Source organism: uncultured Alistipes sp. (genome assembly GCF_963931675.1).
GTDB lineage: Bacteria > Bacteroidota > Bacteroidia > Bacteroidales > Rikenellaceae > Alistipes.
On record NZ_OZ007039.1, the window covers coordinates 24,371 to 45,345 of the forward strand.

A 20,975-nucleotide genomic window follows, 5' to 3' on the forward strand; every position below is an offset into this window, starting at 1 on the left:
GAAAATCGCATCATGGAATTCAAATCATTGCTGAACATCGAAACCTCCTTCCGGCAGTTGCGCCTCTATGCGCTCATCTTCGCCGGGATCTGCGCCGTGGTGACCATCACGGCCGTCTGCCTCTCGTATGCCTTTGCCGAGCGGCAGCGCGAGAAGATCTACGTCCTCGACAACGGGCGCTCGCTCATGGTCGCCCTCTCGCAGGACCTTGCCCAGAACCGTCCCGTCGAGGCCCGCGAGCATGTACGCCGCTTCCACGAACTCTTCTTCTCGCTCTCGCCCGACAAGGCGGCCATCGAGTCGAACATGGTGCGGGCCCTGCAGATGGCCGACAAGAGTGCCCTGTCCTACTACAAGCTCCTGCAGGAGAAGGGATTCTTCAACCGACTGATTGCCGCCAATGTCTCGCAAATGGTCCATGTGGACAGCATCCGCTGCAACTTCGACCGCTATCCCTACGAAGCCACGACCTACGCCCGGCAGCGCATCATGCGTGAGAACACGATCACCGAGCGGTCGCTCGTCACGACCTGCCGGCTGGTCAACGTCTCCCGCTCGGACAACAACCCGCAGGGGTTTCTGGTCGAGGATCTGATGATTGTTGAAAATAAGGATCTGCAGACCTATGACCGTTAAAGCACTTATCCAAAGCCGCGTGCGCTGGCTGCGCCGGCGCATCCGGCGCTGGCACGACCGGCTCTCGCCCCGAACCCGGCGGTGCATCCTCCTGGGGATGTTTCTGCTGCTGGTCGGGCTCTACGAGCTGCTGCTCTTCGGCCCGGCTCCGCGATTCGACTTCGGGAGGATGGCGCCTCCCTCTTTGGAAAATCTGAAATTCCGATAACCATGGAAGAGCGACAAAAAAACACACCGACGCCCGACTCCGCTACGGCATTCGAGCGTCAGCGAAAAAGAAAAGTCATCCTGGTGGCCGCAGTCGGGAGTTGTCTGGTCATCGCGTTCATCTGGCTCCTCTTCAAGCCCGCACCCACGATCGGCGAGGGGCAGGCAGGAATCAACACCACGCTGCCCGACGGCAAGACCCCGAAGATCGAGGGTGACAAGCGCAAGGCCGCGGAGCGCGTGGCCAGCGAGGAGCAGTCCCGCAACCGGATGATGACCCTCGGGGACAACTCCTTCTCGCTGCTCGATGAAGAGCTTCGCAACACGGAACCGCAGTCTCCGGCCGAGGATCCCGTGCGCCGGGCTGCCGAGGCGAACCGTGCCATGCAGCAGCAGGCCCGGCAATTCTACGCCGCGCCGCCGCGCAATGCCGAGGTCGAAGAGCTCCGCGAGCAGGTGGCCTCCCTGCAGCAGCAACTCGACATCGAACGGCAGCAGCCCGACCCGATGGAGGTGACCGAGGAGCAGTACCGCCTCGCACAGCGCTACCTCGGAGGTGGGACCGGGGTTTCAAGCGAGGCCGACGGTATGAAATCCCCGGGACGTTTCAGCGTCATGCGTCCCGTCCGCGAGGGCGATGTCCGGGCCTCGACCCTCAATCCGCGGATCGACTCCGCGCGGGAACGCAACATCGGGTTTCTGACGGCCGCGGGTGTTCTTCCGGTAGATACGGCTCCGACCATCCGGGCCTGCGTTGCGCAGACGCAGGTCGTGCGTGTAGGCTCGACAATCGCTCTCCGGCTGCTGGAACCGGTACGCATCGACGGCGAGGTGATCCCCCGCAATACGCCGCTCTACGGCGCCGTCTCCGTAACGAGCGACCGGCTGCGGGTGACGGTAACCTCCATCGAATACCGGGGGCGCATCTTCCAGGTGCAGGCCGAGGCGTATGATCTCGACGGCCAGCCGGGAATCAACGTCCCTAACTCCCGTGAGCGGACAGCCCTCAAGGAGGCGCTGGCATCCGTGGGACAGACGGCCGGGACGAGCGTGAACATCACCCATTCGGCCGGGCAACAGGTCCTCGCAGAGCTGGCACGGGGCGGAATTCAGGCATCCTCCCGATACCTCTCCGAGAAGCTCCGCGAGGTACGCATCACCCTCAAGGCCAACCACCAGATGCTGTTAATCTCCAAAGAAAACTAAACAACACCATGAAACGAGACCTCATTTATCTGACTCTTCTGTCCGCTCTTTTTGCCGCGGCCAAAGTCATGGCCCAAAATGAGGGGACCACGTCCCGACAGGAGCTCACGCCCCGCACCATCGAAGTGGGATTCACGAAGACCTTGCATATCCTCTTCCCGGCGCCCGTAACCTACATCGACATCGGCTCGATGGCCATCATCGCCGGGAAAGCCGACGGCGCGGAGAATGTCGTGCGGGTGAAGGCCGCCGTGCGCGACTTTGCGGAGGAGACCAACCTCACGGTAATTACCGAGGACGGCGGGTTCTACACCTTCGATGCCCGGTATGCCGAGAACCCCTTCCCGTCGACCATCGAGATTGCGGCCGCGGAGAGTCCGACGACACAGCCCGCGTCAGCCTCGGAACCTGCCCGTACGGACGAGGGGCGCGTGCTGCTCCGCGAGGTGGGGCGGGAACGCCCTGCCACGGTAAAACGCGTGTTGAGCGACATATACCGCCAGAACCGCGCGGATGTAAAGGGTATCCACACCCGAAAATACGGCGTAGAGGTCGAGGTGCGGGGTATCTACGTCCACAACGACGTGATCTACCTCCATGTGCAGATTGCCAACAACACGAACATCTCCTTCGAGGTGGACTATCGCCGCTTTGTCGTCGCGGACCGCAAGGCGGCCAAACGCACGGCTCAACAACAGCGCATCATCGAACCGCTGCGGGTCTGCAACGACCTCTCGATCGTGCGCGGACACCAGCGCCAACGCATCGTTTTCACCCTCCCGAAACTGACTCTCGAGGAGGACAAGATGCTCCTGTTGGAGATCGCCGAGAAGGACGGGGCTCGCCACCAATATCTCGAAATTTCGAGCAAGGAGCTGCTCGGAGCGAAGGCTCTGTAAGGATTGCAAGAAATAATAAACCTTGTAGCAAGTAAGCCGTTAAGGGAATTAGCGACTTACTTGCTATTTTTATATCCATTCAACAAATATGGAACAACTTATTCCTACTCGCGAACATCGTGTGAACCATATTTAGATGGACAAAATTTTCAAAATACATTCTAAAAACAAGCGAAAAGGTTATATACATACAACCTTTTCTAGAAATTATGTTATCTTTGTAATATTGATGGGAAATAGATGTCCGTATGAAATATCTTAACATAAAAAAGGCTCTTGCTGCATGGCAGAATTTGCAGCCACTTTCGGAAAAGGATAGAGAACGACTTAGCCGACGTTTTACAGTGGATTTCAATTACAACAGCAACCACATTGAAGGTAACACGTTAACTTATGGACAGACAGAAATTCTGCTGCTTTTCGGCAAAGTGATTGGGGAGGCAGACGTGCGTGACGTACAAGAAATGACCGCAAGTAACGTAGGCCTGCGAATGATGACGGAAGAAGCTGCGGTGAAGGGAGTGCCATTGACACAGAATTTTATCCGGACATTACATAAAACCATATTACGAGAAGATTATACTGTTTATCGTAATTTGCCTGGCGGCATGCAAACAAGTTATGTAATTCATGCCGGCCAGTATAAGACACGACCGAACAGTGTTATTACACGGTATGGGGACAGATTCGAATATGCTTCACCCGAGGAGACTCCTGGATTAATGGGAGATCTGGTGGATTGGTATAATGCCGCGGAGAAAGAGGGGAAATTATCTCCAGTAGAGTTGGCCGCGCTGTTTCACTATCGTTATATACGCATTCATCCATTCGAGGACGGCAACGGTCGTATTGCACGACTGATGGTGAACTACATTCTGACTCGCCATGACTATCCGATGATTGTAGTACGCAGTCGTAAAAAAAGTGAGTATTTAGACGCTTTACACCAAACTGATATGGAGGTTGGCCCTGTCCCCAGTGATGGAGCCCATGCAGACATCAAGGACATCCACCCTTTTTTGAAATATTTCAATGATCTGGTAGCTACGGAAATATATAATGATGTATTGTTTGTAAGCGAGCAAAATGAAAATGTATGGTGGTATGATGGGGAACGGATTGCCTTCCGAACACCCAATTATACGAAAATTCTGAACGCTATGCGAACACAGCCAACATTAACATTGGCAGACATGAAAGAGAAAACAGGTATTAGTGTGACGGCTATACAGAAACTGCTGGATCAGTTGATTTCCAAAAAATATGTGGAGCGTGGCGAGAAGGAAGGAAGCTGGAGAGTATTTGTAACACAATAATTCAGAATAAACGTTTTTGCAACGGATTAATTTCTAAAAGTTACTTGTAATAGTCAAGACTTGTTCTGACATTTTCTATACTATCGGGCAAAAAAAGTGTCCGATGCCATCTGCGAAGATACGCAACTATTCTCACTCTCACAACCTGGTGAGCCAATAACCTGCTCATCAGGTTGTATTTTCCCTGCATCCTGCAATTGATATCTCCTTGCCACCTCCATTCCTTCGAGGAAAGTCTGCATGGGTGTTTTCCCGAAACAGTATTTCCCGGAGTGCGTCCTTTGCGTGTTATAGGAGTTCATCCAAGTGTCAAGGTCTGCCTGCAGTTGTTCTATCGAGGTGTATATCTTCTTCCTGAAAGCGATGGCGTAGAATTCGTTCTGGACAGTCCTGTTGAAGCGTTCACAGATGCCGTTTGTCTGCGGGCTCTTGGCCTTGATCTTGGAATGGTCTATGTCCTCGATGGCCAGATACAGTTCGTATTCATGTGTTTCCCTGTTTCCGCAGTATTCGGTTCCCCTGTCCGTGAGCATCCTCATCAGTTTCAGGTCATGCTGCTCGAAGAACGGAACCACCCTGTCATTGAGCATGTCCGCCGCCACGAGCGCGTTCTTCCTGTCGTAAAGTTTGGCGAATCCGATTTTGGAATAGGTGTCGATGACCGTCTGCTGGTAAATGTGCCCCACGCCTTTGATATACCCTACATAATAGGTGTCCTGCGCCACAAGGAAGCCTGGATAATAAGTCTCTATTTCCCCGTGTGCCTGTTTCTCCGCCTTGGCTTTTTCCAGCGCGGCCACCTGGTTCTCGTCAAGCACGATGCCTTCCTGCTCCACCTTGGTCGAAAGTGCCTTCAGGCGTTTCTGGAAGGTCTCCATGTCATGCCTGAGCCAGATGGAGCGCACTCCTCCGGGAGATACGAGTATGCCTTTCTTGCGCAGCTCGTTGGATACGCGTACTTGTCCCAAAGCCGGGTTGGCTATGGCCATCTGCACTACAGCCTGCTCTATGCGCTCCTCCACGCGGTTCTTTATCACCGGCTTTTTACGGGAAATCTCCTGCAGGGCCAGTTCTCCGCCCTGCTCGTACAGTTCCTTGAAACGATAAAAACTGTCACGGCTGTATCCCATAATCTTGCAGGCTCGTGACACGTTTCCCAACTGTTGGGACAGCTCAAGCAGTCCCAGTTTGTTCTTGATGACTTTTTCTGATGTGGTCATAACTTAATCTGCTTTTATGTTACAAATCTACTCTTTTTATGCGTAACTGTCAGATTAAGTCTTGACTAATTCAAGTTACTAGTCTACAAATCTAAAAAATCTGTAGACTTTTTTATTTATCCCCCAGACACACTTTTGGAACAATGAAGTGATTTAAACTTTTTGTTTTCGTGAAATTTTCTTTAGTAACAAGACCGCGAATGCCAGGTAATTCCAAGATGTCCAGTTGGCAACAGTTGTATCAAACCGGTTCAATAGAGTCCTGAAACTGTCCATCCAAGCGTTGGTCCGTTCGATGGAATACCTTTCAGCATACAGTTCATCATCAACAAAGATGTCATCGGCATTTTCTCTCCGTTTATTGATGCAGATGTTTGCGATGATCTCTTTTTCACACAGGAAACCACGTAAGGCATCGCAATCGAATCCGGCATCGGCATTGAGGAAAAGGCCGTCAACCCGAATATGGGATTTCTCAAGGTCGTTGAACATGTCACCAATGACCTTTTCTATGTCATGTACGTCATGGTGTTCGCCGGATTTCGGAGAAGACATGGCAATCGGAAGTCCTTGCCTGTCTGTTAGGTAGAGTGCGTTGGTCGTCTTCCGTTTCTTCCGCCCTTGCTATCCGACTTCTTCACCGCCACGGAGTGCAGCCGTGTGGCTCCCGTCCAAATCCACGCCGGACATGTCCAACTCATTGCGGTGTTTGTCAAGCAACCTGACCCACATGGATTTCCACTCGCCCGACTTGCTCCATTTGTTGTAATGATGATATACGGCACCATGGCTCAGTACCTTGCCGCTAAACAGCGCTTCCACAGGAAGGAATGCCCATTGACAACCGGTCTTCAACTTGTACAAGATGGCGTTTACAACCTCTATTAGGCAACTTTGAGTGACATAACCACGTTTTGCCTTCGAAAGATGAGGCAATATCTCATTTTTTATCGTATCTTTGTCGAGCTCAGTGTACATAGGACTTTCACTATATATGAGTTTGGGCACCCATAATATAAGGAATAATTCTATTTGTATGCTGTGCTTTAACATTTTGATGCAATTTTAAGAGAATGAAATAAGTTTAAATCACTTCAATATCATCAAAATACTCCTCACACATAATTTTCATAGCGTGATTTATTATCTGGTTCGACAATAAGTCATGGTTCCATAAGGTTTCCGGCGCTGGATCTCGATCAGCAGGCCCCGTTGGACCAGCGAGGCGTAGGTCTCCCGGACGATGTGCACGCACGGCGAATCGAACGAACAGCCCAGCGGTGCGCGAACAGTGTGTACCATCAGTTGCCGCACTAGTTCCTCGAGAACCTCGTCCCGAAGGTGGTATTTCGAAGGATCCGAGGTACGGAAGGCTTCAAGAAAAAGTTGCTCGGAATAGTGTTGCCGGTAGTAGGCCAACTCCTCCTCAACGGTAAAGTCATAGAGTCGGTCGTAACGGTCCGTCGTCTGATATTGAAACGAGGTTCCTTGTCGCAGGACTCTTTCAACAAGGGCAATATGAGGCTCCTCGACCGGACCGGAGAGCTCCATTGGGTGGCAGTAGAGGCAAGTCGTTCCCAACTGGAAGGAGGGACAACCCGGCGGATTCTCCAAAATCATAAAACCTGCACGAGAGAAGAGCGCGCAGATCTCCGTGTAGAACCGGTTGTGCTGTTCGTGCGGCATACGGCCGTCATTATAGCCCGCTTCGATGCGGAAGTAGACATCATAGATTGGATGGATGGTTTTCATGACTTGAAAAAGTTAAGCCGCAGCCCGAAGACTGCGGCATGGTTCAACAAATGACAACAAGAATTTATGCAGCCGGAACTTCGGTCTCCTCGTCCGCGATCTCGTCAGATCCGGGTTCCAGATGGTCGAAGATCATCCGGGCGGCCCGGTTGACATCGACCAGAATATCGAACAGGTAGGCAGGCTCCCGGCGCAATTGCGTAAGCCACTCTTTGAGATAGGCGGCATTCTCCTCGCGGGGCGTCGTGGCAAAGCCTGCCATGGCACCGCACAACGCCGAGGTCAGCTCCGCAACCAACTCTTCGCGGGCATACTCTTCGTCGCCAAAGCTGCTCCCCATCGTGCGGTTCAGACGCTCGGCATGGCCCGTGCTGTGGGCGATCTCGTGCAGCAGCGTCCCGTAGAAGGCTTCTCCCTTCGGGAACTGCTCCTTGAGCGGACAAACGACCCGATCGTGCAAACGTGTGTAGTAGGCACGGTCGCCGTAACGAAGTTCAATCGGGCAGAGCCACGATTGTTGCTCAATCATCCGGTCAATCGGCTCGCAGACCATGCCGTCGGAGTAATCCTTCCGTTCGGCGCGGACCGTCAGCGCCGCATAGCGTTCCGGTTGCTTCTCTTGCATATCCGTTTGGTCGAGGTTGAAGACCGAATAGTAGCGTATGATGGGAATGACCTCGTACTGTTTGCGGGCCTCCTTCGGAAGCTGGCGATACTCCTCGAGGTCGATCTTGCGGCGGGTCTCCTTGTGGCGGATGCAGATCTTCCAGAAGTAGACCGGGAACGACAGGGAGCCCTTGAGGATATTCAGCCCCTCCTCCTTGGCCTGCCGGAAGGTCATAAAGATCGGCGTTTGGTAGCCCGCTATCCCCGAGAGAAAGAGCAGCATCAGGATGTTCCCGGCCCGGTAGGGCGTGCCGCGCAGGTTGCGGGGAAGACCGTGTGCGAGGTCCGTGATCCACGGTTTCTGCCAGTCGGTTTCGAGGTGTTCGATACGCTGGATCATCAGCTCCGTCAGTCGGGGTGCTATGGCATCTATCAGATTCTGGTTTTTCATGGCTGGATGGGATTGGAAACAGGTTGGAAATGAAAGACGGAGCAATCGTTTGATTGCTCCGTCGGTTTTACTTGGATTAAGCAGCCTGGGATTCTGCTGTCTCGTTCGGGCCGAACTCCGGATCGGCCGGGATAATCAGCGGCTCGGTCGGCGAGGTCGGAATCTCCGTGTCCGGTATTGGTTCCGGCTCCTCGGGAAGTTCCTCGGGAGTTGCCCCTGTGCTCGATTCCCGGGATTCGGCAAGGGCCCGGGCCTCTTCCTGCGCCTTCAGGTCGTCGATTTGCTCCTGCAGCTTCGTCCGGCGTCTTTCGTAGGTTGCCAGGTACTTCTCCTGCAGAGTCCGGCTTTGAGCCTCGAAATTCAGATCGGCGAACCGGCACATCAGGCGCGTATCCACCTCCTCGTCCGTACAATTGTAATCCCGGGCCGTCGTGCGGAAGAAGTCGAGCAGGAAGATGCGGATCATTGCCGCCCGCTGTTCGGGTGTCAGTTGTCCGGCGGCCGCGAAACGCTCCTCCTCGGTAACGCGCCACTGATTTTGAGGCTCGATGCCGCACTGCCGAAGTCGGTCGTCCGCCATGTGTCGGATCACGGCGTAGTAGAACATCTGGTGCTCCTCTTCGGTCAGCGGGTTGCCCGAGACCTTCGATTCGCGGAACAGCGTCTTCATGTCGGCGGTGATATGCTCGTAGCAAAGCTGCCGGTTTCGGTGGTCCTGCCGCAGCAGACTCTCCATCGGAGAGGCGGGGACCATCGTGACGTAAACCGTCCGTTCCCCTGCGGCATCCTCGACCGCGACCTCCCGCTCCTCCTCCGGGACATCCTCATAACGAATCTCCACATCAAACATGCCGATGACGGCATATTTGCGGACTCGTCCTTCCGTAACGTCGAATTCGAGTTGCCGGGTCTGCTCCGTAAACCGGGCCAACGCTGCTTCGTAGCGCTTCACGGCTTCCGCATAGTTTTCTTCCGACGAGTAGCACTCCGCCTGGGGAGCTTCGGGCATCTCGGGAGCCGTATCGTAGTAATCGAGGTAGTAATCCAACTCTTCGATCCGGTATCCCTCCTCTTCAAGATGCTCGATTACCGAATCGGGGGTATCCCCCACCGTGGCAAGGACCGTCCGCGGATCTGCCTTCAACAGTTGCAGGGCCTTCTGCACGAGGTATTCATCATTCTTGCGCATCATGCAACTCCGGTTCTGGCAGCCCGCGCAGCCCTCCGCACATTCATCCTTGAAGAGGATCTGGTTGGCCGTATTGTGGTGGCAGGTGTGGCATTCTGCCTTGTCGAAGCGGTAGGTGTCCAGGCGGGTCATGTAGCGGTCGTAGAGCCGCCGGGCAATCTCCTTGATCCGGGCATTCTTCCACGACAGGCGGCAGCCGTCCGAGAAATGCTCTTCGTAGACCTCCTGCTGAACCTCCGCATCGTATTTCGCAATCTCGGTGGCGACGCCAACCGAAATCTCCTCCCGGTCGAGCTGCTCGGCGAGGGCGTCGATCAGATCACAGAGTTTCAGTCGGGAGCGGATGTAGGCCTCGGATTTCCCGAACTTCCCGACCAGGCTCTCGATCGTATGACGGCCCGATTCCAGCGCCCGTTTGTAGGCCGCAGCCTCCTCGCGGGGTGTAACATCCTCGCGCTGAAGGTTCTCCGTAATGGCAGCATCCTCGGCTTCGGCATCCGACAACTCCCTAACAAGGGCCGGAATGAATTTCAGCCCCGCCATCGCTGCTGCCCAATAGCGTCGTTCGCCGTAGACAATTTCGAAACCTTCATCTTTGGGCCGGACGCAGATCGGTTGCAAAACCCCGACCTGGCGGATGCTGTCGGCGAGCTCTTGCAAGGTCTCCGAGCGGAAATCCTTGCGGGGATTGTAGGTGCTGCTGACAATCTTGTTCAAATCCAGTAACTGGACGGCCGGAGCGGATTGCTGTTCCGCGGTCCCGGAATTGGAGGCAGCCTGCGGCAATTCCTGCACGTCGGGATTCGGATTCAAAGTGGCGGCTTTCAATACTTTGACCCGGCTCTTCTTCGTTTTTGGTTCTTCCTTTGGAAGTCTGCATAACATCAAACAGTTTTTACCGTGTGTCTCACGTTTTAGGACCATACAATCTCAGAAGACTGCATAGTCAATGAATAATTATGTTATGAGGACTTATTCCCGACGCGGTCGGTTGCCTCGGGAAGAGACACAGTCATGCGGCGACGTCGGAGCGGCGAAAAATACCGCAGCCTCGGCGAGGATGATTTTTCGTCCGAGGACGGCGAGCCGCCCACGGCCTTCCGCATGACTATCTTCCCCGACGGCAACCGGGAAGAAAATAACCCACCTATGACATTTTATTTTGAGCTGGAACCATTTCCCCTATTAAAATAATTTATTATACATAATACGATAAAGTTTTAATGCATGTTTGCTACATTTGTATAGAAAATTCCGCCTCCGTGAGCCCTTAATTAGTAAACATAACAAATAAAATGTAAAATACCCGACATCTTAATCTGATTATTAGCCATTTTAAATAATAAAGATGTCTAAAATTTAAGACTAAACTTACTTAAATGACAATACCATGTATCCTAAATTTATACAAGACAAGCCTCAAGGCGTAGATAAATTTGATGGAGCTTCACAAGAAGCTTTATCAAAAGCAATAGCTAAGCATATTAAAGACAACGATTCTTTACCAAAAGATGATTGTTTACCTAGAATAATCGGCATAGAAGGTGTTTGGGGCGCTGGTAAATCAAATGTTGTAAAACTTATCGAAAAACATTTACAGGAGGATAATTCCGACTACTTCTTTTTCGAATACGATGCATGGGGTAATCAAGAAGATTTGCAACGCAGGTCATTATTAGAGCAACTTACTGATAAATTGGTTAACGACAAGATACTTATCGGCCATACTACAATCTCAACGAAAGAAGGAGGCACAAGATCCGTTACTTGGCCCCAAAAATTAAAACTGCTTTTAGCTCGAAAGACAGAATCTACAACTTTATCATATCCGCGTTTAAGCAATGGGGTAATTGCAGGTACTATTACAACCATACTCACCAGCATAGCCTCTCTTGCAGGTGCTTTGCTGGCAGATAAGTGTGGTTGGGCATTATCCATTATTATAGCATTAATACCCATAACAATTACTTTTATTGTATGGGGTATAGCAGCTTTGAATAATCCTAATTATAGGAATCTCAGCTACATACTTGCTGTATATAATGATAAAGAAAAAAAAGAGACAGAATACCAAGTCATTAGTGAAGAAGAACCATCAGTTGTTGAATTCAAGAAATGGATGCAAGATGTTTCAGACAATTTAAATCCTGAAAAATGCAGAAAACTTGTCATTATTTTTGACAATATGGATAGACTGCCTGCAGAAAAAGTAAAACAATTATGGTCCTCCATTCACACTTTCTTTGCGGAAACTGGGTTTGAAAACATTTGGGTAATAATACCATATGATATTACACATCTTTCATGTGCTTTTGGTGATGATGCAACTAAAGCACTTGAGTTAGTCCAATATTTTGTCAACAAAACCTTCCCTGTTACTTTTACTGTCCCCAAACCTGTAATAACTGATTACAAAGGAATTTTCAGAAAACTATTCGAAGAAGCATTTGGTAATACTCAGAATAAGGATGAAAATATAATTAATCGGTTATACAGATTACAACACAATGAGGCAAACATCCGAGATATAATAATCTTTATCAATCGACTTGTATCTCTCTATAAAGTCAGACATGACGATGTAAGCATTGTAAGCATGGCTATATATCAACTATATAAAGATGCTATACACAAAGAAAATAATGAAATAAAACAAATATTAAGTGGAGAGTATTTAGGTTTAGCATCAAACATTATACCAAATGATGAGAAGCTTAAAGCTGAGATCTCGGCTCTAGCCTATGGCGTCGACATAGCAAATGCAAAACAAATTCCATTAACTGGATATATAAACAATTGCATAGATAAGTTGGAAGGATATAATATCAATGAATATGCAGAAACTGATGAAAACTTTGATGCTATATTAACAGAGGTTTATGCCAATACTGATACTGCAAAACTAACAGCCATGATTGAAGTTCTGAATGGTCTAGTTAAAAATAATACAACTATTAACGAAATATGGGAGAACCTAGCTTCCTTACAGAAGAAGCTGCCAGTATCTACACTGGAATTTACGAATGTTTACAAAATCCTCTTAATACATGTAAGTGACAACACGAAGAAAGAAATAGTTGATAAACTTTGCTATTCTTGGAGAGTTTCTAAAGAATTCTCTGGGTCAAAATATGTGCACTGTATTAATCAACTCAAAGCAATAGATGGCATTGCTAAGTATGTTAAATTATCATCAAAAGAAGTATCCGCCGAAGTTTTCATTGACGCAGTAAAAGAGGCCAAAGAAACGTATCGAGATTATAACCTGCAAATTAAACCTGATTTATTAGACAAATATCTATCAGAGATTAAGACTAATGAATTTAAATACTTTGAGGTTGTAAATATTTTAAGCGAATCTTCATTTTGTGATTTTAGCTTACTTAAAGAAACAATAAAGTCTGCCATTATAAATGAATTAATTGATGTGAATAATGCAGGACAGATTTTCAACACTTATCGTTGTTTGTTTAACTCCAATCCCCCTCTTGAGAAATTACCTTCACTTAGTTTTATAAATACACTACGCACCAATCTTGAAAATGCAAATAAAACAACACTCAATGATGGTTACATTGATGCTGTATCTATTTGTTTAGCACAAAATGGAGGTATCGCAGTAAAAGAAGACCCAATGATTTCCGCCATCGCTGAGAATATTGTATATTACATAGACAATAGTGACCTAATATACAACAATATTTCGTGGAACAACAACACCTTAAATAAGGTGGTATCGTATATGATCAAACATCATATAGGAGATTCCTTAGATATATTTAAATTAATGCCTAAATATACTGATCTCAAATCTCGATACAAAGTATCAGATGAAGAACTTATTGGATTCTTTAATGATTGGAATTTTGAGGATGAAATACACAATAAAATCACCAATTTGTCCCAATTAACAAACTTTATTCCAGATGCCAATTTTTACAAGATAACAGCATCTATTAATAATAACTTAACCAAGTTGATTAACCAAACTACTATAAAGATTCTTATCCTTTCTAAAACGGAGTCTAATTTAATTGATACAATCGGGAATTATTCAGGAGATTACTGTCACTGTATTATTAATGCCCTCATTGAGAATGATTGTATGAAGCCTATACCTAATATTATTAACAATTTTGGGGGATTAGTGTGTGAACGGATAGCAAATGGCAATATTTCCGTAAATGATTATACAGCCAAAATTATAAGCAATATTGATGGATCCAAATTAACTCACAAGTTTTCTGAGATTCGTGATGTCTATTGTAATGGTAAAATAAAAATGGATATAAGCAGATTTAAAATTCTCGAACCCAATCTTAGAAAATACGGTAGGCTTAATGATAGAGTAGCAGATGTCATTGATAAAATAATAAAACCTATCATCCAGGATGAAAAAGCAAAAGATATAATTATGCAAAACGCGGATTTTTATAAAAAACTCCTAAGTACATGACAAAAATTTGAATACATCAAATTTCGGGACATAAATTGGTCGAAAAAGCACGTTGGAGATTTCCTCCAAGCCGTACTTTACTAAAGATTTGGCTTTACGTCCATGTTTCAATGTCTTTATAGGCTTTACGTTTTCATCTTTATGTTCCCCAACGAGATACGCCCATACAAGAGCAATACAAACCATTGCCAGAAGTCTTGCAATCCGCTCTGTGTCGCGCAAATGCGTGTCTTCGATATTGAATCCGGAGGATTTCATAGCCCGGAATGCGGTCTCGATCTCCCATCGCCTTTTATAAGTGTCGACACCCTTTTCCGGGCGTTTGAAGCAGATGAGGATCTGAAGTTCAGGCACACCGTCGGAGTTCTTGATTCGGCTTCCGGCAAGATAAACGTACTCACCTTTGTGCAGGAAAAGCTTGTAATAAAATCTTTCCTGCCCCACTTTCAGGGAATTGAAGAGCCACCATGCACGGATTCTTTCCCCTGTGGAAGGCTTGACAAGCCAGAAATTCTGCCGGATCCGGATATAATATCGTATATGATTGCGGTTGAGCCAACCGATCCAATCCTTGCCGACAAACTCCCGGTCGGCAACAAGAGAGTCGATGCATTCGGAGCCGAACAGCCGGACAAATCGTTCAACGATTGCCTTGCGTTCCTTCCAATTGGAGTTCCCTTTCTTAGGCAGAAGGCTGAACATCAATGGGAATGCAATCCCCTTGTATGCCACGCCGAGCATGAGGATGTTGATGTTGAAATCACCGAACTTCCAGTTTGTACGGTCCATGCTCAGCACCAGCCCTGTCTTGACGGGAAGCAGAGAGTATATCATCTGCGCCACAAGGTCAAAGTTGAGGGCGTACTTGGCTATGAATCTTTGAATGCGGCGAAGGTTGGAGTCCCTTTCAACAGAGGTTGGCATTGCCGCCGCGAGTTTATGGAGGCTTACGGTCTGTACTACACACAGGGCATGGAGCATGAAAGCCATAAACTTTATGCGGGCCAGATTCATCGATTTCCCAAAATGTTCTTGCATCATCGGAAGGATTTGGTTAACTTTGCCCAAGTCCTTAAAGTCAGTTGTCTTCATACGAAAAAGCGGGCAAACTTTTCTTTAAAGATACTGATTCTTAGGGACTTTTGCAAATATAAACAACTAATAATTAGGCATATAACAACATAATTTATATTTTGTCATCTACTAAAAAAAAACTCATAAATTCGACTGATAATATTGATGATTTCAAAATTCAGTTAAGAAAATCATGGTCTAAAGAAGATGTGGCAAAAATATTAGGGGACTAAATTAATATGAATCCACATCAATGTTTAACTAAAATGAATTCGATGACAAGCTATTTGTCATCGAATTCATTGTTTCTATTACTAGTAATACTGTTACAAAAAGCGTGTCTGGTAGTGTTTCAAAAAGTGTGTCTGAGAAGGAGCCTTCAGATTCTTCAGATATGCAAATATAACAATTCTTGTTTTTAGATCCACACGCCGCGGCGTGTGGATCTAATTTTTGTGTTATAGTCTTCACTCGGGGAATAATTCCCGGTCCAAGTCGATCCGCGGCACCGGTCTCAGGTAGGATTTCTTATCCATGGCCGTTTTACCCATCAGCAGCAGTACCGACTCCTCGCTGGGCATGGCTCCCCGCATGCGTGTAACCCGTCGAAAATCTTTCTGCAGACGCTCGATCCAGTTCGTCGTGTAGATCATCGACTGAATCCTTGCCTCGTAATTCAGATAGGTGAAGTAGGCTTTGTAGGTCGGATCCTCCGCCCGTCGTCGAAAACTGCGATAATCCTGACCCCATTTCTCACAGAGCGCCTGCCATTGTTCCCAAGCTCTCTCCACCGTATAGCTGCGGTCTCCCGTACGGAAGACCTGCCGCAGATCCTCGGCCAGCTCTCCCTTGTCGCCGTTGCGCACGCAGCTCAGCAGATTGCGTTTCAGATGCGTCGTGCAGCGTTGCAGCGGCGTCCCGGGAAAGACCGCACTGATGACATCCTCCAGACCCTTCAGCCCGTCGGCACACACCAGGCCGATCTTCCGAACGCCTCGTTCCTGCAGCTCTGTGAGCATCTCGCCCCAGCCCAGGGCACTCTCCGTGGGTTTGTTGAAGATCCCCAGCACTTCACGCCGTTTGTCTTCACGCACGGCAAGCACTACATAGAAAGCTTCGGTCTCCACGCTCCGCTTGCGGTGGATCTTCATGTGTACGCAATCGATGAAGACGATCGGGTAATACGTCTCCAAAGAGCGCGTGAGCCATTGCGAGACATCTTCTCGGAGGTAGTCCAGCATTCGCGAAATGCTCGCCTTGCTGTAGTGCTCGCCATAGATATCCTGGAATACCTCGCCGACCTGTTCCTGCGTAAGACCTTTCGTGTAAAGTGTTCCGGCAAGGCGTTCGCATTCATCTTCCTGATGGCGCAGGATCGCCAGAATCCGGGGATGAAAGTTCCCGTAGCGATCTCGGGGTATCCGGAACGTCAGCGTACGGCCATGACCGTAACTATGTCCCGGACGGAAGCCGTTGCATTTATTCCCCGATGCGGAGTTTTCCCGGAGATATTCCCGGCGCTCCGAGACCATCATACTCTCCAACAAGATCTCCAACAGATCTTGAAGGCCATTTTCCCGCTCCGAATGTTTGCATATTAATTCGGAAAGTTGTTCCTTTGTCAATACCATAAGTCTACTCCTTTTTTAGTTTTTGTTGGTTCGTCACTACAAATCTAAAAAATCTGTAGACTTTTTTATTTATTCCCCAGACACACTATTTGGAACAGTATCGCGTGTCTGGAAGGAGTAGGGCAGGATTAATAAACATCACAAGAGGAGGGACAGAATCTACTGATGGTGCCACTTTCCATAGACATAAATATTCCGCTCAAGATAGAGCGTGTGCAGGTCATATGAGATAACCCACAGACATAACGAGCGGTCACCTCGAAGGCTGAACGTCAAATCACGGAAAGCCGCTTTCGGGAAGCGGACGTTCTGCGTGTAGAATCGCCCCTTATAACCCGCAGGCGTCGCTTCACACAAGTAGACGCTAAAAGTACTGAATAAGCAGCGGAGAATCCTCCGCCGGTTCTCAGGATATAGGCTCTCAACATAAAAGCGATGGTAGTAAATCATCTCCTGCTGCTATCAATGTAAACGATACCTCCGGGCAAAATAGGCAACAACTCCCGGAATGTGTTTTTTGTAATAGGGCTGATTCTCCCGGCACCAGACGGCAAGTTCCTGCTTTGAGGTAAAGGGTCGGCGCCAGCTGCATCCCGACATAATACGATCCAACTCGGGAGCCAAACGTTCAACAAAATCGCCAACGGTCCAGCCTTCCCAAATGTGTTTCTGAAGGTCAATCATACCAAATTCATTTTGAGGTTTGACATACGGTTTTGGAACCGGCCTGTCCAAAAAAAGGAAGGGCCGGCCACGGGCAGATATTCAGCGGCGGGACAAACCGGAAGTCCTTTTCGGACGATACAACCCGAACGGGTGGAGATCGTGCGAAAAGGGCTTCAAGGTGCAGGCGTGCTGCTATCTTGGCCCGAGGCCGGCACTTGTGTATTCTTCTTCAGTTTCTCCGTCATCCGTTATGCTCGTTCCCACCAATCACAATCCTGGGTATACGTCGCAGTGCATTTTGCAGGTTGCGCTGGTTGATCCGATAAACGAGCATCAGCAGATCATAGGCATTGTAAAGGAACTGTCTTCGATAGATTGTGGGGCGGATCAGCCGTTTTTGACGGTAACGGGTCAGCGTCTCGGGATGAATACCGAGGACTTCGCAGGCTGCATCGGCCGTCAGGAAGAGCGGCTCGTCGCTTTGACTGCACAGGTATTCAAACAGCAGCAAACTTTTGCTCAAAAGAAAATTCGTCTTGATGAGACGTTCGAGCTGTTCGGAGGGTACAAGCCGATAGATGCGGGGATTTTGTTTGGTTTCCATGGGTAACAAGATTTATTGATTCAACGATTCGAGTTTTCCGCGGCGGCGCATCTTGCGGATGAACTCCTGCACTTCGGAGAGCAGGTACATGCGCCGGGCTCCGATGTTGAAGCCGACAAGCAGCCCCTGTTCGCGGAAGCGGCGCACCTGGCGTTCGCTCTGGCGGAGCAACTGACAGACCTCCGCAAAATCGAGGATCGGATCGCCTTCGAGCTGGCTCCGGTGATCCTTCATGAAGTGTACGATCTCGAGGATCTCTTCGACCATCCGCAGAATGCGGGACAGGTCATCCGTGTGTTGATTTTCCATCTTTGTCGGGTTTGGTTTCCACGGCAAAAATGGGATAATCCCGGAACTCGTTTATCAGTGCTTGAATCAATTATATGTTTTTTCCTTGTCCGGGGCTCAAACCACTCTTGCCTCCGGCAGTCCATCAGATAGCAGGACCAAAACTTCTATAATTTGCCGGTATCGGCAAAAATCATCATTCTGGGAATGGAAATCACCACTTAACTTGCCGATAAGACAATAGCTTTTCAGGTTCGGTTCTTACTGCAAGGACACCATCTGAAAGCTCATGCTATTCAAAGAAAGTATGGCGAGCGGCATTGCTTCCAACATCATCGACAACAACACGATGTCCTGTGACCAACTGTTCAGACAAAAAATGGTCTTCCAAAATCAGAAAAATACAACAAATTTGCAAACAAATCTGTTTGCATTTCGTATATTTGCAGATGAAGCCATGAAAAGCAGAATTGACATATTGAAAGGCATCCATCCGGGCAAGATAATTGGCAGGGATTTGAAGAAACGCAATCTCAGTCAGCGGTCGTTTGCTGCCTCCATCGGAGAACACAGTCAGACGCTCAATGCCGTCATTACGGGGCGACGCAATCTGACGGTCGAAATGGCGTTGAAGATTGAGCAGGCATTCGGATACGAAGAGGGATTCCTGCTGCTGCTTCAGACATACTACGAGATCGCCGAATACAAGAATGGTCAAAAGAGCCGTGCCATATCCGGGATACCGGCAATTCGTCGGTCCCTGTTCTGGGATACTGACTTCGACACACTTGACTGGGGCCGGTACCGCGAGTCGGTCATTGCCCGCGTCCTGGAGCGAGGTAATGACACAGAAAAAGCGGAGATTGCCCGATTCTACGGCACCACTCTCGCGGCCCTCGAAACCGATTCTCCGAAAAACTCATACCGTATAAACACGACATTGCAAAATGACTGACAATAGCTACCTGCATTATGAAACGGTAACGCCGCTGTTGAAAGAGACACTCGGAATACTGATGTCCGAAGAATCGTTTGCCCCTTCCGTCTGGTCGGAGGTACAAACCTGAGCCTTCGCTACGGACACCGAAAAGGTGGCAAGCAAGATGTTCTCATGTCAGAAAAGCGCAGGATCACTTGATTTGGAAATATCCGATTGGGATCCAGAACCGAACAAAAAGATAATCTATTGATTTATTTATATTTAAACTCATCATATCACCCTCGAAATTCGACAAGGAATCAATAGGTTCGTTTCCAATTCGGTTGCAAAATCAGAAATTTTTTTGTAACTTTGTAACAACCAAGTGAATACAAGGGAAAACAGCGAAAAAAGGTTGTGGCCTATTCGGTGTATCTAAAAATTTTTACAATCTTAACACGTTGACATATTGGCGATTACGATATGGGTTCAGTTATCGTATTCTCCACCAAGGGTAATGATGCCAAAAGTGGTTGGTGTCGTATTGGATCAAATGACCAGAATTGTACGATTCTGGTCATTTGCGTTTCTTAATAATTCCATCATTGCTGTTCAGGAAAAGATACCACTTTACAAAGTCCTTAAAATGTTGTTCCGAGAGTCCACGATGGATTCTTAAATTATCCTTCAAGTGACCGAAGAACGACTCAATAGAATTTGAAGATTTAGGTACATTAGGGTATCGCGTGTATGAAAACAGATCGGGTATGGCACGCTTGATATGCGAGACACTTCGATGCAGCATCTTATGCGTAAACCACCATCTTCCCGACAGCTCATCTACGGTTTTTTCATTGATAAATGGTTCGTGTCGCCGATACCAGTCAATAAAAGCCCGTATCCATAACTGTGCCTCATCATGTGTTTGTACTCCATTTAACAAGTGCACCAGTTCGAGGAGTTCCTGTGCCGCTACGGTCTGTGGTTTGCGTGTAATCCACGTCTCTATCTCTCGCGCTACATGTACCGTACAACGCTGCAAGATCGCCTCCGGACACACTTCCCGCACCGCTTTTATGATATTGGGAGATCCATCACAGGTGACACTCTCAATTTGAATGCCGACATCGCGTATAGCCGTTAGGTCTGCTTTCAAATCCCGCAGCGTTTCACTCCTGGTTATGCGATAGAGGAGGGTCATCTTGATGTTGTGATCCCGATATACAACCAGACAAATCTTATTTGAGAAGTAGGTGCCGTCGATCAGAAGATTTACCTTCTCGCGTCGCTGTATCTGCCATAAAGGGCACTGGGGCAAGAGCCGATAGAAGTATCTTTTTAGGGTGCGTTCGCTGTATCCGCTCTCACTCGCAAGGTCACAAATACGCTGTTTACCGCGAACCCAACGCGCGAACCATATAAACTTGTTTTTATCGGAAATCCAGTCTCGACGATCCGTAAAATAGCTGCCACAATTCTTACAATAATAGCGGCTGCAACCGCTACGAGTACCCCATTTTATTGTCTCTAAAAAGCCACAATGAGGACAGCGTATTTTTCGTTTTTTTGACATAAAAATAGAGATTAGTAGAAACCCGTTTCTACTAATCTCTATTTTATCCTTATAACTACCAAATATTATGTCGGTTACATTTTATACCACCAACCAATTTTGGCATCATTACCCCACCAAGAGGGGGGGGGTAGCGTGAAAAACCTCCCGAATCCCTGCAAACCGGTGTTTGCAGGGATTTTTATTTTGGCCGAAATGCAGAAAAAGGCATCGAAAAGCGGGTTACCTGTGGCCTATTCAGCCGGAACGAACCTGAAAACCAGAAAAAAATCCGGCCCGTTT

General features: G+C 48.3%; 17 protein-coding genes and 1 pseudogene. 7 read left to right on the forward strand and 11 right to left on the reverse strand.

Translation table 11 applies throughout. The annotated features are described in order from the left end of the window. Nucleotides 1-12: 12 nt before the first annotated feature. The 5 genes from traK to ABGT65_RS00145 all read left to right on the forward strand — a co-directional run bounded on the left by traK (nucleotide 13) and on the right by ABGT65_RS00145 (nucleotide 4,264). On the forward strand, nucleotides 13-636 hold the full coding sequence (gene traK / locus ABGT65_RS00125) for a conjugative transposon protein TraK (protein WP_346699169.1): 624 nt from the start codon (nucleotides 13-15) through the stop codon (nucleotides 634-636). Next, nucleotides 626-844: a hypothetical protein gene (locus ABGT65_RS00130; RefSeq protein ID WP_346699171.1), complete on the forward strand. Its 219-nt coding sequence runs from the start codon at nucleotides 626-628 to the stop codon at nucleotides 842-844. The genes traK and ABGT65_RS00130 overlap by 11 nt, the downstream gene beginning before the upstream one ends. 2 nt (nucleotides 845-846) lie before the next feature. After that, nucleotides 847-2,049 (forward strand): conjugative transposon protein TraM, encoded by a 1,203-nt coding sequence (gene traM, locus ABGT65_RS00135; RefSeq protein WP_346699173.1) that lies wholly within the window; start codon nucleotides 847-849, stop codon nucleotides 2,047-2,049. Between the two features lie 8 nt (nucleotides 2,050-2,057). Continuing rightward, nucleotides 2,058-2,948, forward strand: coding sequence for a conjugative transposon protein TraN (gene traN / locus ABGT65_RS00140; RefSeq protein ID WP_346699175.1), 891 nt, complete (start codon nucleotides 2,058-2,060; stop codon nucleotides 2,946-2,948). 248 nt (nucleotides 2,949-3,196) lie between these two features. Next, complete coding sequence (locus ABGT65_RS00145) at nucleotides 3,197-4,264, forward strand: Fic family protein (protein WP_346699176.1); 1,068 nt, start codon at nucleotides 3,197-3,199, stop codon at nucleotides 4,262-4,264. An 80-nt stretch (nucleotides 4,265-4,344) separates the two neighbouring features. Here the strand turns inward: ABGT65_RS00145 and ABGT65_RS00150 are convergent, their stop codons facing one another. The 5 genes and pseudogenes from ABGT65_RS00150 to ABGT65_RS00170 form a co-directional block, all read right to left on the reverse strand. Next, nucleotides 4,345-5,484, reverse strand: coding sequence for an IS481 family transposase (locus tag ABGT65_RS00150; RefSeq protein WP_346699178.1), 1,140 nt, complete (start codon nucleotides 5,482-5,484; stop codon nucleotides 4,345-4,347). 153 nt (nucleotides 5,485-5,637) lie between these two features. Then, nucleotides 5,638-6,537, reverse strand: a pseudogene (locus ABGT65_RS00155) (IS5 family transposase). A 90-nt stretch (nucleotides 6,538-6,627) separates the two neighbouring features. Continuing rightward, nucleotides 6,628-7,236, reverse strand: a complete 609-nt coding sequence (locus tag ABGT65_RS00160) for a hypothetical protein (RefSeq protein ID WP_346699179.1) — start codon at nucleotides 7,234-7,236, stop codon at nucleotides 6,628-6,630. Nucleotides 7,237-7,300: 64 nt separating this feature from the next. Beyond that, nucleotides 7,301-8,293 carry a zincin-like metallopeptidase domain-containing protein gene (locus tag ABGT65_RS00165; RefSeq protein ID WP_346699181.1) on the reverse strand — a complete coding sequence of 331 codons (993 nt, stop codon included), beginning with the start codon at nucleotides 8,291-8,293 and terminating at the stop codon, nucleotides 7,301-7,303. A 76-nt stretch (nucleotides 8,294-8,369) separates the two neighbouring features. Next, nucleotides 8,370-10,295 carry a ParB/RepB/Spo0J family partition protein gene (locus tag ABGT65_RS00170; RefSeq protein ID WP_346699183.1) on the reverse strand — a complete coding sequence of 642 codons (1,926 nt, stop codon included), beginning with the start codon at nucleotides 10,293-10,295 and terminating at the stop codon, nucleotides 8,370-8,372. A gap of 577 nt (nucleotides 10,296-10,872) precedes the next feature. Between ABGT65_RS00170 and ABGT65_RS00175 the strand changes: the two genes are divergently transcribed. After that, a complete protein-coding gene (locus tag ABGT65_RS00175; RefSeq protein WP_346699185.1) occupies nucleotides 10,873-13,938 on the forward strand; it encodes a P-loop NTPase fold protein in 3,066 nt (1,021 codons plus the stop codon). On the opposite strand, the gene ABGT65_RS00180 is transcribed toward ABGT65_RS00175, so the two are convergent. The 5 genes from ABGT65_RS00180 to ABGT65_RS00200 form a co-directional block, all read right to left on the reverse strand. Next, nucleotides 13,927-15,030, reverse strand: a complete 1,104-nt coding sequence (locus tag ABGT65_RS00180; protein WP_032528339.1) for an IS4-like element ISBf13 family transposase — start codon at nucleotides 15,028-15,030, stop codon at nucleotides 13,927-13,929. The genes ABGT65_RS00175 and ABGT65_RS00180 overlap by 12 nt on opposite strands. 449 nt (nucleotides 15,031-15,479) lie before the next feature. Beyond that, nucleotides 15,480-16,643, reverse strand: coding sequence for an IS256 family transposase (locus tag ABGT65_RS00185; RefSeq protein ID WP_346699187.1), 1,164 nt, complete (start codon nucleotides 16,641-16,643; stop codon nucleotides 15,480-15,482). A gap of 462 nt (nucleotides 16,644-17,105) precedes the next feature. Then, entirely contained in the window at nucleotides 17,106-17,327 is a 222-nt protein-coding gene (locus tag ABGT65_RS00190; protein ID WP_346699189.1) for a hypothetical protein, read from the reverse strand. Nucleotides 17,328-17,550: 223 nt separating this feature from the next. After that, entirely contained in the window at nucleotides 17,551-17,913 is a 363-nt protein-coding gene (locus ABGT65_RS00195; RefSeq protein ID WP_346699190.1) for a hypothetical protein, read from the reverse strand. Between the two features lie 12 nt (nucleotides 17,914-17,925). Then, nucleotides 17,926-18,222 carry a helix-turn-helix domain-containing protein gene (locus ABGT65_RS00200; protein WP_278817728.1) on the reverse strand — a complete coding sequence of 99 codons (297 nt, stop codon included), beginning with the start codon at nucleotides 18,220-18,222 and terminating at the stop codon, nucleotides 17,926-17,928. A gap of 286 nt (nucleotides 18,223-18,508) precedes the next feature. Here ABGT65_RS00200 and ABGT65_RS00205 point away from each other — a divergent pair, with 286 nt between their 5' ends. Further along, complete coding sequence (locus tag ABGT65_RS00205; RefSeq protein ID WP_346699192.1) at nucleotides 18,509-19,156, forward strand: HigA family addiction module antitoxin; 648 nt, start codon at nucleotides 18,509-18,511, stop codon at nucleotides 19,154-19,156. Between the two features lie 541 nt (nucleotides 19,157-19,697). Here ABGT65_RS00205 and ABGT65_RS00210 read toward each other — a convergent pair. Beyond that, nucleotides 19,698-20,693 (reverse strand): transposase, encoded by a 996-nt coding sequence (locus tag ABGT65_RS00210; protein WP_149873922.1) that lies wholly within the window; start codon nucleotides 20,691-20,693, stop codon nucleotides 19,698-19,700. Nucleotides 20,694-20,975: the final 282 nt, after the last annotated feature.